Below are 14,117 nucleotides of genomic sequence, written 5' to 3'. Positions count from 1 at the left end.
ATTAATATATATATTAATTTAGAGTGGAATTATGAAATAGATTATAAATACATTGTAAATGGAGGGGATTAAATGAGATTAATGCATAATATGGCATCGTTAAGCACTTATAGGACATATAAAAAAAGTCTAACAGCTCAATCTAATAGTATAAGCAATATTTCCACGGGATTAAAAGTAAGTGCAGCTAAAGATGACCCTAGTGCTTTATCTAAATCTGAAAGCATAAAGATGAAAATAAGAAGCCTTCAAATGGCATCTAGAAATGCACAGGATAGTGTTTCATTAATACAAACAACTGAAGGTGGATTAGATGAAGTCTCAAATTGCCTTCAAAGAATGAGAGAGCTAACTATTCAATGCGACGGAACAAAGACAGATGATGAAAAAGAGATGATATCAAAAGAGATTGAACAGTTGAAAAAAGGTATTAATGATCTTGTGAATAATACAAGTATGAATAATGTGAATATAATTAATGGTGATTTGGAAAAATCATTAAAAGTACCTTCAGGAGCTAATTCAGGAGAGTTTATTGAGATTCCTGTAATTAATATGAATTTAGATGCATTTCCCTCAGGAGAAAACTCTGATATGAATTTGCAAGATGTAGATGTAAATGATATGGAAAAGTCATTATCTATAATAGATGAATCTATAAATAAATTAAGCTTACATAGAGGAAAACTTGGAGGGGTATCAAATAGATTTGAGAGTTGTTATAATGATTTAGAGGAAATCTCTATAAGGTTAGAGGCAGCAGATAGTTCTTTAGTTGATGCAGATGTTGCAACAGAAATGATGAATTTAGCAAAGAATGATGTACTTGTTACTGCTGGGATTTCTATAATGCAACAAACAAATAATTTTCCGCAAGATGTATTAAGGATACTTCAAGGAATTTAATAAGAATAAGAGGGGTAATCTATAAGATACCTCTTTTTTTAGGAGGATTTTATGAAAATTATATGCATAATACAGGCCAGAATGGGTTCGGAAAGATTGCCTGGGAAAGTTGTAAAACCAATAAAAGGAATACCTCTGATTGGATATACTATAGATAGATTAAAAAGAAGTAGGTATATAGATGAAATAATATTAGCTACATCTAATAAAAAACAAGACGATAAGTTGGTTGATGTAGCCAAAGAGTATAAAATAGAATGTTTTAGAGGTAGTGAAGAAAATGTATTAGAACGATATGTTAAGTGTTCTGAAAAGTATAATGGAGATGTAATAATAAGAATTACTGGAGATTGTCCACTTATAGATCCTATTATTGTTGATAACGTAATTACAAAACTTATTATGTATAAATATGATTATGTAAGGTTAGATGTACCGAATACTTTTATTAGAGGATTTGATATTGAGGTATTTACTAAGGAAAGTTTATTTAGAACTTATAATATTGTTAGCGAAAAATATGCAGGTGTTATAAATAAATATAAAGAACATGTAACTTTATTTATTTATGAGAATAAAGAGTTATTTAATATAGGGTATGTTATAGGAGAAAAAGAATTTAATAGAAACTATAGGGTGTGTGTTGATACTTTTGAAGATTTTCAGGTTGTAAAAAATATAATAGAAAATATAAAAAAGGAAGATTTACAATATAATAATATAGTACATTATATTGATGAAAGTCATATAGATAATCTTAACAAAGAAGTAATTCAAAAAAATAGTTAAATCATACAAATCATATAAAAAGTTGATAGATTGCTTTTTATATGATTTTTTTTACTGCATTTTATGACTATTTTTTTGTTAAGATTATTAAATTTAATTAGGAGTGAGCTATACAAAACAAGAAATCGTTCGACAAAAACAAAGCATTAATACATAATATGTAAACTTAATAATGTATATTATAATAAAATTTATATAAATGATAAAAAAATAAGTGAATTCTTTTGCTGGTGCTATAATATTGGTTAAAAGTAATAATTTGTAAAAAAATGTGGTGCAAATGCTGATATAACTTGTTTAAAGGAGAAAAAAAACAGTGTATAATGTATAACGTAGGGAGGGGTAAAATTGTCTAATAATATTTCAAGTGTCGCATACAATCTTATAAAAGATGATTTAGATGTATCAGCTTTAAGAAACAAAGTCATAGCTAATAATATTTCCAATATTAATACAGCTGGATATAAGAGAAAATATGTATCTTTTGAGGATACTTTACAAAATACGATAAAATCAGTAAGATTAAAGACCACTAGTGAAAAACACATATCTAGTAGTAATGAATCAGGGGATGAAAGAATTATTACAGATAATAGTACATCAACAAGAAGTGATGGAAATAATGTTGATATTGATACTGAAATGGTGAATTTAACGGCTAATAATATGATGTATGAGTCTTTGACTACAGCATTAAATAGTAGGTTTGCTATGAATAAGATAGCTAGAGGAAATTAATAGACTTTATAGGAGGGGAAAGATGACTTTAGGAGTTTTCGATACTTTACGTATAAGTTCTTCCGGTTTATCGGCAGAAAGATTAAGAATGGATACGATAGCTTCAAATGTTGCTAATGTAAATACTACTAGAACGGAATCTGGTGGTCCATATGTAAGAAAAATAGCAGTTTTTGAAGAAAATTTAAAAGCGGCAAAGGATAAAAGTAGCTTCAATGGAAATGGGGTAAAAGTGTCTGCTATTGTTGATGATACTAGTGATCTTAAAACAATGTATGATCCCACACATCCGGATGCAGATGAGAATGGATATGTAGCAATGCCTAATGTAAATATATTGAATGAAATGGCAGATTTAATTGCATCTAGTAGAGCATATGAAGCAAATACAACAGTAATAAGTACAACAAAAAATATGTATTTAAAAGCATTAGAAATTGGTAAGTAGGGGGAAGACGGAAAATGATAGTAAATAAATACATACCAACAGAGTATTTAAATAAAGTAAATAGTATAGGAACAAATAGTAATAAAGAAAGTGATACAAATACATCAAGTATAAGTTTTTCTGATGTTTTAGGAGAAAAGATACAAGCTGTTAATGATAAAATTATAGAATCTGAAGAAACAACAATTAACTTTATAAATGGGGAAGAAGAAGATATTCATAATGTTATGATTGCTACAGAGGAAGCAAAAGGCTCTCTTCAATTGGCAGTAGAAGTAAGAAATAAACTTGTAGAAGCGTATAAAGAAATACTATCAATGCAACTATAGTAAGGAGTGTATAAGTTGGATAAGATAAAGAAATTATTTGGAACATTTATAGATAAATTCAAAGCTTTATCTGTTACTAAAAAAGTTGCATATATAATTTTAACTTTAGTGTTCATAGGGACTATTGCCGTACTTAGTACATATATGTTTAAAACAAAATATACTACTTTGTTTTCTAATTTAGATGCAAATGATTCTAAAGTAATAATTGAATCCTTAGATAGTAAGGGTGTTAAGTATAAAGTAGATAATAGTAGCAATTCGATTTTAGTACCAGAAGACCAAGTAGGAACGCTTAAATTAAGTCTAGCTTCTGAGTTGTCAAATGGATCTATCGGATTTGAGATATTTGATGAATCAAGTCAGTTTGGACTTACAGATTCAGAGTTTTCTGTAAAATATCAAAGAGCAGTTCAAGGGGAATTAGAAAGAACTATAAAAAACTTGGAAGAAGTGGAAAATGTTAAGGTTAATTTAGTTATGCCTGAAGACTCTACTTTTGTTAAGGATCCTACTAATGCAACAGCGGCAGTAGTTGTTAAACTAAAGTCAGGGGAAAGTTTAGAAGAAAGCCAAGTAAGGGCTCTAGTAAATTTAGTATCAATGTCAGTTAAAAATCTACCAACAAGCAATATAACTATTGCAGATACAAATGGTAATTTATTAACAGATGGATTATATGATGAAAATGGAAATTCTAGTTCAAGTTCAAGTAGTTCTGTAGAGAAGCAATTAGAGGATAAATCAAAATATGAAAAATACTTGGAAGAAAAAGTACAAGGTCAATTAGAACCTGTATATGGTAAAAGTAAAGTAAAAGTAAAAGTAAATGTAGATATGGATTTTGATACTTATACACAAAATTCTGTTACTACAGAAAAAGATCCACCAAAAGAAAGTGAACAAATAACAATAAATAAGGATAATAGTGAAGGTGGAGCGGTATCACAATCACCGGTAGATGAGAATATGTCCAATAAGATTGAGGATGAAGTAATTAATGATAGCTCTGTAACAAATTATGAGTCTATAACTAATTACAATACATCTGGGAAAACTGAAGAAAATAGAGTTCAAGCTCCAGGAAAGGTTAAAAATGTATATGCTTCTGTAATAATCGATACTCCAAGTTTAGGATTGGTAGAAAAAGAAGATATACAATCAGTGGTAAATAAGACTATAGGACAATCTAATGCTGAAAATACAGTAGTTATGGGCAAAGAATTTGACTCTGAAACAAAAGAATTAGCAGCTGAGGCTTTAAAAGAGATGGAAGAAGCAGAAGCTAAGGAAAAGAGAGAAAAAATTATTAGATATTCAATTATTGGTGCTGTAGTACTAGTATTATTAATTACTTTAATAATTGTAATGAGAAAGAAGAAAAAGAATAATGAAGAAGTAGTAATGGAAAATGAAAATACTCTTGATGCAATTATTGATGATGAAATAGATGAAACAGAAGTATATAAACCTGTGAACTTTGATGAACCAAATAATAAACAGGTATTAGAAAATGAGCTTAAGAAATATGCACAAGAAAAGCCAGATCAAGTATTAGAGATAATTAAATCTTGGATTTCTAGTGATGAGAGGTGATAATTGGTGGCTAAAGATAAAGGATTAACAGGAGTTCAAAAAGCAGCAATTTTATTTATTACTTTAGGACCAGAAGCCTCTGCCAATATAATAAATAAATTGCCAGAAAGAGATATTCAAAGAATTACTTATGAAATTGCAAATACTACTACAGTAAGCACTACAGAAAAGTCAGAGATACTTGAAGAATTTATTCAAATGAATAAAGCTAAAGATTATATTTTAGAGGGTGGATTTGATTATGCTAAGGATCTTTTAAGTAAGGCGTTAGGTAATCAGAAGGCAAAAGAGATTTTAGATAAGGTATCTGAAGAGACTCAGCAATATAGACCATTTGCACTTGCTAGAAAAGCTGACTCAATACAATTACTTAATATAATTTCAAATGAACATCCACAAACTATAGCATTGATACTTTGTCATATAAATGTAGATAAAGCAGCTCAGATTTTATCAGAATTACCTCAAGAAGTACAAGAGGAAGTGGCGTATAGAATAGCGGTTATGAATACTACATCGCCTACAGTGATAAAGGAAGTAGAAAAAACATTAAATATGAAATTGTCATCAATAGTAAGAAATGAAGTTACATCAATTGGAGGACTACAATCAATTGTTGATATATTAAATCAAGTTGATAGAAGTACAGAAAAGAATATTATGGAAGCATTAGAAAGACAAGATCCAGAAATTGCTGAAAAAGTTAAGGAATCAATGTTTGTCTTTGAAGATATTATTGCTCTTGATGATGTAGCAATTCAAAGAATATTAAGAGAAGTAGATGGAAAAGATTTAGCGTTAGCATTGAAAGGATCTTCAGAGGAAGTATCAGAAGTTATTTTCAGAAATCAATCAAAGAGAGCTGCTGCTTCAATGAAGGAAGATATAGAATTCTTAGGGCCAGTTAGAATTGCTGATGTTGAAAAGGCACAAACTAAGATTTTAGCGGTTATAAGAAGACTTGATGAAAATGGAGAAATTGTAATTGCTAGAGGTGGGGAAGATGCTGTTATCATCTAATGTTATTAGAAATACTTCAATTGGAGAACCAAAGGAGATTATTACTAAAGGTGAAATTGTATTAAATGATGAATTAGAAATAACAAAAGAAGAAATGGATATACTGCATGATGATGTAAGTGAATCAACAGAAATCATTGAAGAAATGCTTAAGAATGCAGAAAATGAAAGTAGATTAATACTAGAAAAAGCTGAAGAAGAAAAAAATAAAATTTTAGAAGAGGCTAGAAATGAAGCTAGTATTATAAGACAGAAATCATATAAAGAAGGATATGAGAAAGGCATAGCAGAAGGAAATGAAGTAGCTAAAAATCTTATTTCAGAGGCAGAAAAGCGTAGTGATGAGATTGTATTAAATGCTAATGTTGTCTATAAGCAGTATTTATCTAGTAAGGAAGATGATATAAAAAAAATTATCATTGAAGGATATGAAAATATATTTCTTAAAGCTTTTAATGAAGAGGATATACTTGATAATATTTTATATTCTCAATTAGAAGAAACAATGAATGGCGAAGTTTTTTATATTAAGGTGAATGAAAAATACTATTCTCATCTTATAGAAAAGAAAAATGAATGGGAGCATTTACTTCATAATATGGAGATTAATATAATAGAAGACAACCATATAGAGGATGGTGCAGGTATTATTATAGGTGAAAAAGGTAAAGTTGAAATTAATCTAAATAGTAGTCTGGATGAAATAAAAAATGTAATTGAGAATTATTAAGAGGGATAAGGATGATTAATATTGATTTTCAAGGAATAGCTAAGCGAATAGAGAAAATTACTCCTTATAAATATCAAGGAACAGTAACTAGAGTTGTAGGACTTACTATAGAGGCAGAAGGTATCAAAGCAGCTGTAGGTGAGGTATGTATCATCAATAATATAAAAAAAGATGTAATCAAGTGTGAAGTAGTTGGATTTAAAGAGGATACAGTAATATTGATGCCACTAGGTGAATTAACAGGAATAGCTCCAGGTTGTAAGGTGGAGCCACTAGGGCATCCTCTTTCAGTTAATTGTGGAGAGCATTTATTAGGTAAGATATTAGATGGACTTGGAAATCCTTTAGATGGTGAAGATAATGAAAAGGGTGTTCCATATCCATTAGAGGCAATGCCACCAGATCCTTTAAGAAGAAAAAGAATTACAACGATTCTTCCCACAGGAGTAAGAGCCATTGATGGACTGCTTACTATGGGTGAAGGTCAAAGAGTGGGGATTTTTGCAGGATCCGGTGTAGGTAAAAGTACTACACTTGGAATGATTGCAAGAGAAGCTAAGGGAGATATAAATGTAATTGCGCTTATTGGAGAAAGAGGAAGAGAAGTAAGAGATTTTATTGAAAGAGATCTTGGTGAAGAAGGAATGAAAAGGTCTGTTGTTGTTTGTGCTACTTCTGATCAGTCAGCATTAGTAAGACTTAAAGGAGCTTTCACAGCTACAGCTATAGCTGAATATTTCAGAGATCAGGGGAAAAAGGTAATTTTGATGATGGATTCTGTCACAAGATTTGCTATGGCTCAGAGAGAAATTGGTCTTGCTATTGGAGAACCTCCAGCAACGAAAGGGTATACACCATCAGTTTTTTCAATGTTACCTAAACTTATGGAGAGATCTGGAACTAGTGATAAAGGATCAATAACAGCTTTTTATACTGTTTTAGTTGATGGAGATGACTTTAATGAACCTATAGCTGATGCAGTAAGAGGTATTTTAGATGGACATATAGTGTTATCAAGATCCCTTGCTGCTAAAAATCATTATCCAGCTATAGAAGTATTAAAATCAGTATCGAGACTTATGAGTGAGATAGCTGATAAAAATCATAAAAACGATGCATCAAAACTTAGAGATCTTTTAGCTACTTATGAAAATTCTGAAGATTTGATAAATATAGGAGCATATGTAAAGGGGAGTAATCCTAATATAGATAAAGCTATAGAATGTCATGATTCAATTTTAGGATTTTTAAAGCAAGGTATAGATGAAAGTACTTCTTTTGAAGAAGTCAAAGAGAAATTAGCAAAAAGCATTTCTGTTTAAGTGGGGGAAGTTTAGATGGAAAAATTCCATTTTAGATTAGAAAAATTATTGGAAATAAGAAGAAGTTTAGAAGATGAAAGTAAAAGAAAATTTAAAAGTGCTCAAGATGAAAAAATAAAAGTAGAAGAAGAGTTGCAAAATTTGAAAGATAAGTATAAAGAAACTTCTAAAAATAAAAATTGCTCTACAATTCTAGAATATAAGATAGTTAATAATTATATGAATTTTCTTGATAAAAGGATAGCAGAGGAAAAAATAAATCTTAAGAATAAAACGATAGCAGTAGAAGAAAAAAGAAAAGAATTAATAGATAAACAAAGAGATAGACAAGCTGTTGAAAAGTTAAGGGAAAATAAGTATTTAGAATATGTTAAGGAAGTTCAAGCCATAGAGCAAAAAAATAATGATGAATTCGCATTATATGGGTTTATTAGAAATACTGAAAGGGGGTGAGAAAAATAGGGAATAGTATAGCAAGCTTTATAGATACGATTAATAATATGAATTCAGCTGAAAAATCTACTGGCAGAGATATAAATATTAAAAGTAGCAATAGTTTCAAAGAATGTTTAGATACAAAAAATAAAAGTATTAAAAATGAGAATAGCAAAGAAAAAGATTTTTTTGTAAAAAATTCTAATACTATAGACGATACTGCCAAAATTAAAAAAGATGATGGAAAAAATTCTATAGAAGATAAACCATCAAAAGTAGATAGTGAAGAAAGTGATAGTAAGGAATATGATGCTATTGAAGAGTTATTATTAATGCTTTTAAATGGTAAAATAAATGATAACTATGATTACGAAAAAGTAATTAGTGAAAATGAATTTCTGTCAGAAGAAGTTAAGACTATGATTTTAGATTTATTTTCTATGTATAATTCTACTGAAAATAATGACAAAACTTTGATTGAAGGTAAGAGCGAAAGTTCTATAGCTGATATTATGAAATTGTTGAAAAATGATTCATCTGTAGATAAAGAAGCGTTAGATAGTATATTAGAGTCAGTAAAAAGAAATAGTAGTGAGGTAGAGTCGCCTAAAGAAATTCTAAATTATATTAAAGCAAATGTAATAAAAGAAACTAATACTGATAATAATGATATCTTAGAAAATAAAACTACTTTAATAAATTCTATAGATGAAAATAATATCGATTTAAATAGTGAAAATAATGAAACTAGCAGTGAAAGTAAAAATCAGGAACAAACAAATAAAGAAGATACATTTCTTACATCATTAATAGAAGGAAATGATAATGTAAAAAGTGAAGGGAATTTGATGCAAGTTCCAAAGATGGTATTTGAACCATTAAAAGATGTAAAGGAATCAGCACCTGCACTGACAAACAAAACTAATATTGTGGAAGATATAATAAAATCAGTGAAATATATCAGGGATGAATCTGTTAAAGAGATTGTATTGAAAGTGGTTCCAAGGAATTTAGGAGAGGTAGTAATTTCTCTTTCTATGGATAAAGGTGTTATGAAAGCTAATGTTGCTACAAATAATGCTGAGACCTATAGTTTATTAGCTACAAAAATAGAAGAAATGAATAAAATATTAAACGAATTTAAGGTAGAAAGTTTTGACTTAACTTATATGAATAATAGTGAGTATGGTGAAAAAAATAAAGAAGGTAATGATCAGAATAGTTTTCAGGGAAATGGTAAATCATCCTTTATTAGTATAGAAGATGATGTAATTGAAGAAACAAGTGATGAAATTTACTCTAATATAGACATGCTTGCATAAGGGAGGGGAAATATGTCAGATTTAAGTTTAGCAAGTACATTAGCATCATCTACTACTGGAAAAACATCTAATGGTACAAAGATAACAACTAGTAGTAACGATTTAGATAAAAATTCTTTTGTAAAAATACTTGCAGCACAATTAGCTAATCAAGATCCTACAAATCCTGTAGATTCAACTGCGTATGTATCTCAATTGGCAGAATTTACAGCACTTGAACAAATGACAAATCTTAATGAAACCATGTCATATATGAGTGCTACTAATATGGTTGGCAAATTCGTTATGACAAAATATGTAGATGATAATAATGTACCTATATCAGGAACAGTACTTTATGTTAGTAGACGAGGTAGTGAAACTACTGTAGTTCTAGAAGGGTATGAAGATACTGAATTTAAAGTTAGCGATATACAGGAAGTAGTAAATGGTGATACTTTAGTTGAATCACAAAAATATGTTGGACAAACAGTAATAACTAATCTTGTAGATTCCAATAATAATTTCTTAGAAGGTAAAGTAACACAAGTTATCAATGGATATGATGGTATCTATGCTAAGGTACAATATGAAAAAGATGGAGAACTCACAGAAACTACCATAGGAATTAAAAATATTATAGGTGTTAAGGATCCGAATGCTCCAGTTATAGATAAAACGGAAACAGAAACAGAAACAGAAACAGATAGTAATGGTGAGAATAGTTAGTAGATGACTTACCGAATTGTAAATGGAAATATTGTTTCAGTAAAGCCATTAGATATAGAGAGCAGTAGAGCTAATGTAAACAAAGATGCTAGTACAACATCTTTTAGCGAGATATTAAATGAAAAGCTAAATAAAGATATAAATATATCAAAACATGCTAATGTAAGACTTACTGAAAGAAATATAACACTATCTGATGAGGATATGGGGAAACTAAGTGATGCTTTTGATAAAGCAGAAAATAAAGGGGCAACAGATTCAGTTATTTTGTATAAGGATTTAGCTTTTGTAGCGTCTATTAAAAATAGAACTATAATTACAGCTATGCCGAAAGGGGAAGAAAATATATTTACAAATATAGATTCGGTGATTTTATTATAGCTGGACCTTATTGGAGGCTAATTTTTACTGAATGACAGAAGTAAAAAATCATCGAAGTAATTAGTGGAGGGGAAGAAAAATGATAAAAAGTATGTATTCAGGAATAACGGGATTAAAGGCGAATCAAACTAAGCTTGATGTTATAGGGAACAATATAGCAAACGTAGGAACAACATCCTTTAAATCTCAAAGTGTTAATTTTAAAGATGCATTAAGTCAAACTTTAAATAGTTCATCAGCACCAGGATATAGTGTTGGAGGAACTAATGCATCACAAATAGGATTAGGTGTACAAGTTGGATCTATTGTAACAAATATGGCTCAAGGGAATTTACAAACAACAGGAAGTAATCTTGATGTAGCTTTAGATGGAGATGGATTTTTTATCGTAGCGAGAGGTGCAACTCCGGTATCTAACAATTCTAGTGTTAGTGTAGATTCAACTTATCATACTATGGGAGCAGGTAATGGTCTTGAAGTAAGTTATACTAGAGACGGTTCTTTTGCACTAGATTCTGAAGGAAATTTATTAACTTCAGATGGATATAGAGTTATGGGTTATCCAATATCTGAAAAAGGTGGAAATGTAGCAAGTATAGATTATGCTAGTAATGGTACTTGTAATTTTGTAGATGCCGATTCTAAAAAGGGAATAGCGGCTTCTTCAGATAATTTAGTACCATTAAAAATTACTGATACAGTGCATGTTTCAGCTAGCAACTATAATAAGGTGGAAATGACATATACAGGATCAGGAGTCGTTGCAGATGTAAACCCTATTACAGTATCTACTGGTGGATCTTATAAATATGATGGTGACTTAAACATTACGGTATCATTTAATGCAGAAAGTAAAATGTATATGTTGTCTGTTAATGGAAATACACCAGTAAGTATAGAAAATAAAGATAGTTATAAAACTGCAAAAACAGGAATAACTGTAGATGGAAAAGAAACTACATTAGCTGATTTAGGTATAACTATTGATGGATTAGATAATTATACAGGAGTTCAAACAGATGTAAATGCAGCAAAAAAAGACTCTTTTAATTTGGTTGTATATGCAGAAGCAGATAAGAAGATAAGAAACTTTTCTATAGAAAAAGATGGATTAATTAAAGGGGTTCTTGAAGATGGTAGAGTTACAGTTTTCGGTCAAATAGCTATGGCATCATTTAAAAACCCAGCAGGATTAGAGAAACAAGGAAATAATCTATATTCTGTTTCATCAAACTCAGGAAATCCAGTTGTAAGAAGTGCTACTGGATGTGAAGAGATTAATGATAACTCATCTGGGTTTGGATCAGCTTTAAATGGTTATTTAGAAATGTCTAATGTAGACTTATCAGAACAGTTTACAGAAATGATTGTTGCAAGTAGAGCATTCCAAGCTAGCAGTAAAGCAATAACAACTGGAGACGAAATATTGCAAGAATTAGTTAACTTGAAAAGATAGATTAATATAATTCATAATTCACAAATTGCAATTCACAATTAAGGTGGTTTTTCCTTAGGAAAAACAATATAGTCTTGCAGACGGTTTATTTTATCATGGTGCAGATGTGTTACCATACTTTAATTAAAGAAATTCCCTAGGAATTTCCTCCAAAATTGTGAATTGTGAATCGTGAATTGAGATTTGCAAAAAGGAGACAATATGATTAAGTTAATTGGTTTTAATAGTAAAGAGATTGTTTTAAACAGTGAGCTTATTGAAAAAATAGAAGAAGTCCCAGAGACGTTAGTTACTTTAGTTAATGGAAAAAAGATTATAGTTAAGGATACCGTTGATGAAGTGATAGAAAAGGTAATAGATTATAAAAGAAAGATACATATTTAAGGTTTTAATTTAAGGGGGGGGAACTAATGACTAAACTAGATATAATGACGCCTGTGGGAATAATATTAGCAATAGGACTTATAATCTATGGAATTTTAGGTGGTGGAACAATATCGTCATTTATAGATATACCATCATTAGCAATAACAGTAGGAGGAACTTTTGCAGCGATATTTATTGCATATCCACTAAATGAAGTAAAAAAAATACCTACATTTATTGCATTATCAATGAAAGAAGATGTTATATCTAAAGTGGATATAATAACAATGTTTAGTGACTTTTCTAAAAAAGCAAGAAGAGAAGGTCTATTATCATTAGAAGATTCTATGGCCAGTGTTGAAGATAAGTTCCTTAAAAAAGGAATGCAAATGGTAATAGATGGAGTTGAACCAGATCATATAAAAGATATATTAGAGTTAGAACTACAAAAAATAGAAGATAGACATAGAATAGGTACAGATATGTTCAATAAACTAGGAACTTTTGCTCCAGGTTTTGGTATGATAGGTACTCTTATAGGACTTATTAATATGTTAGTAAAACTTGATGATCCGTCTACAATATCTACAGGTATGGCTACTGCCCTTATCACAACATTATATGGATCATTAATTGCAAATATAGTATTTTTACCAATTGCTAATAAATTGAACCATAAAACAGAAGTAGAGATAGAAACAAAAGAACTTATGATTGAAGGTATTTTAGCAGTTCAATCAGGTGTAAATCCAAGAATTATTGAGGAAACATTAATAACATATCTACCACCAAAAGAAAGAGAATTATTAAATGGAAATAATAATGGAGAAATAGATAATGGCTAGAAGAAAGAGACCAAGAAGTGACTCAGGTGGTGGTAGTGAGTGGTTAAATACATATGCCGATATGGTTACATTACTTTTAACTTTCTTTATCTTAATGTTTTCAATGTCTACGATGGATGCAAAGAAATTCGAAGCTTTAGCTAATGCTTTTAAATCTGTTTTAGCAGGAGAGTCAGGATCAACAATTTTTGAGAATACTTTATCAGAAGGACTTGAAAATACAACAGGTGCACAAGCAGAAATTAGCATGGAGCAGGGTCATAATAGTGAATATGAGGAAATTTACAGTGCAGTTGAAGAACTTATAGATGAAAATAATCTTCAAGAAGTAGCTCAAGTTAAAGAAGATAATAGAGGAGTAATAATAGAATTAAAGGATAAGATTTTATTTGATTCTGGAAAAGCGGAAATAAAGGAGATATCTATTCCTGTGTTAGATAAGATTTATGAAGTTATTGCTAAGTTGCCAAATACTATTGAAATACAAGGACATACTGATAATGTACCGATATCAAATTCTTCATATAAAGATAATTTTTCTTTATCAGGAGCAAGGGCATATGCAGTATTAGATTATTATAGAAGTAAGGGGATACCAGGCGATAGATTAAATTACAGAGGAATGGGAGAGTTTTCACCAATAGCACCTAATGATACCGATGAAAATAGATCTATGAATAGAAGAGTTAATATATTAATTGAAGTAAGTGGGAAGGGGAATTAAAT

General features: G+C 29.8%; 17 protein-coding genes. All 17 read left to right on the top strand.

The window, feature by feature from the left end; translation table 11 throughout:
* Window positions 1–72 precede the first annotated feature (72 nt).
* The 17 genes from CM240_RS08150 to CM240_RS08070 all read left to right on the top strand — a co-directional run bounded on the left by CM240_RS08150 (window position 73) and on the right by CM240_RS08070 (window position 14,115).
* Window positions 73–906 (top strand): flagellin N-terminal helical domain-containing protein, encoded by an 834-nt coding sequence (locus CM240_RS08150; protein WP_044038214.1) that lies wholly within the window; start codon window positions 73–75, stop codon window positions 904–906.
* Window positions 907–957: 51 nt separating this feature from the next.
* Window positions 958–1,695 (top strand): cytidylyltransferase domain-containing protein, encoded by a 738-nt coding sequence (locus CM240_RS08145; RefSeq protein WP_044038212.1) that lies wholly within the window; start codon window positions 958–960, stop codon window positions 1,693–1,695.
* Window positions 1,696–2,043: 348 nt separating this feature from the next.
* Window positions 2,044–2,433 carry a flagellar basal body rod protein FlgB gene (gene flgB, locus CM240_RS08140; protein WP_044038210.1) on the top strand — a complete coding sequence of 130 codons (390 nt, stop codon included), beginning with the start codon at window positions 2,044–2,046 and terminating at the stop codon, window positions 2,431–2,433.
* 22 nt (window positions 2,434–2,455) lie between these two features.
* Window positions 2,456–2,881, top strand: a complete 426-nt coding sequence (flgC, locus tag CM240_RS08135) for a flagellar basal body rod protein FlgC (protein WP_044038208.1) — start codon at window positions 2,456–2,458, stop codon at window positions 2,879–2,881.
* Between the two features lie 14 nt (window positions 2,882–2,895).
* The gene (gene fliE / locus CM240_RS08130; RefSeq protein ID WP_044038206.1) at window positions 2,896–3,210 is read left to right on the top strand and encodes a flagellar hook-basal body complex protein FliE; all 315 of its coding nucleotides are present in this window, start codon (window positions 2,896–2,898) and stop codon (window positions 3,208–3,210) included.
* Window positions 3,211–3,225: 15 nt separating this feature from the next.
* Window positions 3,226–4,806 (top strand): flagellar basal-body MS-ring/collar protein FliF, encoded by a 1,581-nt coding sequence (gene fliF, locus CM240_RS08125; RefSeq protein WP_044038204.1) that lies wholly within the window; start codon window positions 3,226–3,228, stop codon window positions 4,804–4,806.
* A gap of 6 nt (window positions 4,807–4,812) precedes the next feature.
* Entirely contained in the window at window positions 4,813–5,826 is a 1,014-nt protein-coding gene (gene fliG, locus CM240_RS08120; protein ID WP_044038203.1) for a flagellar motor switch protein FliG, read from the top strand.
* A complete protein-coding gene (locus tag CM240_RS08115) occupies window positions 5,810–6,556 on the top strand; it encodes a FliH/SctL family protein (RefSeq protein ID WP_044038201.1) in 747 nt (248 codons plus the stop codon). The genes fliG and CM240_RS08115 overlap by 17 nt, the downstream gene beginning before the upstream one ends.
* Window positions 6,557–6,567: 11 nt before the next feature.
* Complete coding sequence (fliI, locus tag CM240_RS08110; protein WP_044038199.1) at window positions 6,568–7,878, top strand: flagellar protein export ATPase FliI; 1,311 nt, start codon at window positions 6,568–6,570, stop codon at window positions 7,876–7,878.
* A 15-nt stretch (window positions 7,879–7,893) separates the two neighbouring features.
* Complete coding sequence (gene fliJ / locus CM240_RS08105; RefSeq protein ID WP_044038193.1) at window positions 7,894–8,331, top strand: flagellar export protein FliJ; 438 nt, start codon at window positions 7,894–7,896, stop codon at window positions 8,329–8,331.
* Window positions 8,328–9,635: a flagellar hook-length control protein FliK gene (locus CM240_RS08100; protein ID WP_044038191.1), complete on the top strand. Its 1,308-nt coding sequence runs from the start codon at window positions 8,328–8,330 to the stop codon at window positions 9,633–9,635. Before fliJ ends, CM240_RS08100 begins: the two co-directional genes overlap by 4 nt.
* A gap of 12 nt (window positions 9,636–9,647) precedes the next feature.
* Entirely contained in the window at window positions 9,648–10,343 is a 696-nt protein-coding gene (locus tag CM240_RS08095) for a flagellar hook assembly protein FlgD (protein WP_051483758.1), read from the top strand.
* A 3-nt stretch (window positions 10,344–10,346) separates the two neighbouring features.
* Window positions 10,347–10,724, top strand: a complete 378-nt coding sequence (locus CM240_RS08090; protein WP_044038189.1) for a TIGR02530 family flagellar biosynthesis protein — start codon at window positions 10,347–10,349, stop codon at window positions 10,722–10,724.
* Window positions 10,725–10,803: 79 nt separating this feature from the next.
* Complete coding sequence (locus CM240_RS08085) at window positions 10,804–12,180, top strand: flagellar hook protein FlgE (protein WP_044038187.1); 1,377 nt, start codon at window positions 10,804–10,806, stop codon at window positions 12,178–12,180.
* Between the two features lie 201 nt (window positions 12,181–12,381).
* On the top strand, window positions 12,382–12,564 hold the full coding sequence (locus tag CM240_RS08080) for a flagellar FlbD family protein (RefSeq protein ID WP_044038185.1): 183 nt from the start codon (window positions 12,382–12,384) through the stop codon (window positions 12,562–12,564).
* Window positions 12,565–12,590: 26 nt separating this feature from the next.
* On the top strand, window positions 12,591–13,391 hold the full coding sequence (locus tag CM240_RS08075) for a motility protein A (protein ID WP_044038183.1): 801 nt from the start codon (window positions 12,591–12,593) through the stop codon (window positions 13,389–13,391).
* Window positions 13,384–14,115, top strand: coding sequence for an OmpA/MotB family protein (locus tag CM240_RS08070; RefSeq protein ID WP_044038181.1), 732 nt, complete (start codon window positions 13,384–13,386; stop codon window positions 14,113–14,115). The genes CM240_RS08075 and CM240_RS08070 overlap by 8 nt, the downstream gene beginning before the upstream one ends.
* Window positions 14,116–14,117 lie beyond the last annotated feature (2 nt).

Origin of the sequence: Clostridium bornimense (assembly GCF_000577895.1) — a bacterium.
Classification (GTDB): Bacteria; Bacillota; Clostridia; order Clostridiales; family Clostridiaceae; genus Clostridium_AN; species Clostridium_AN bornimense.
The sequence above is the reverse complement of the archived record's forward strand: the minus strand, read 5'-3'. Positions and strand labels throughout refer to the sequence as shown.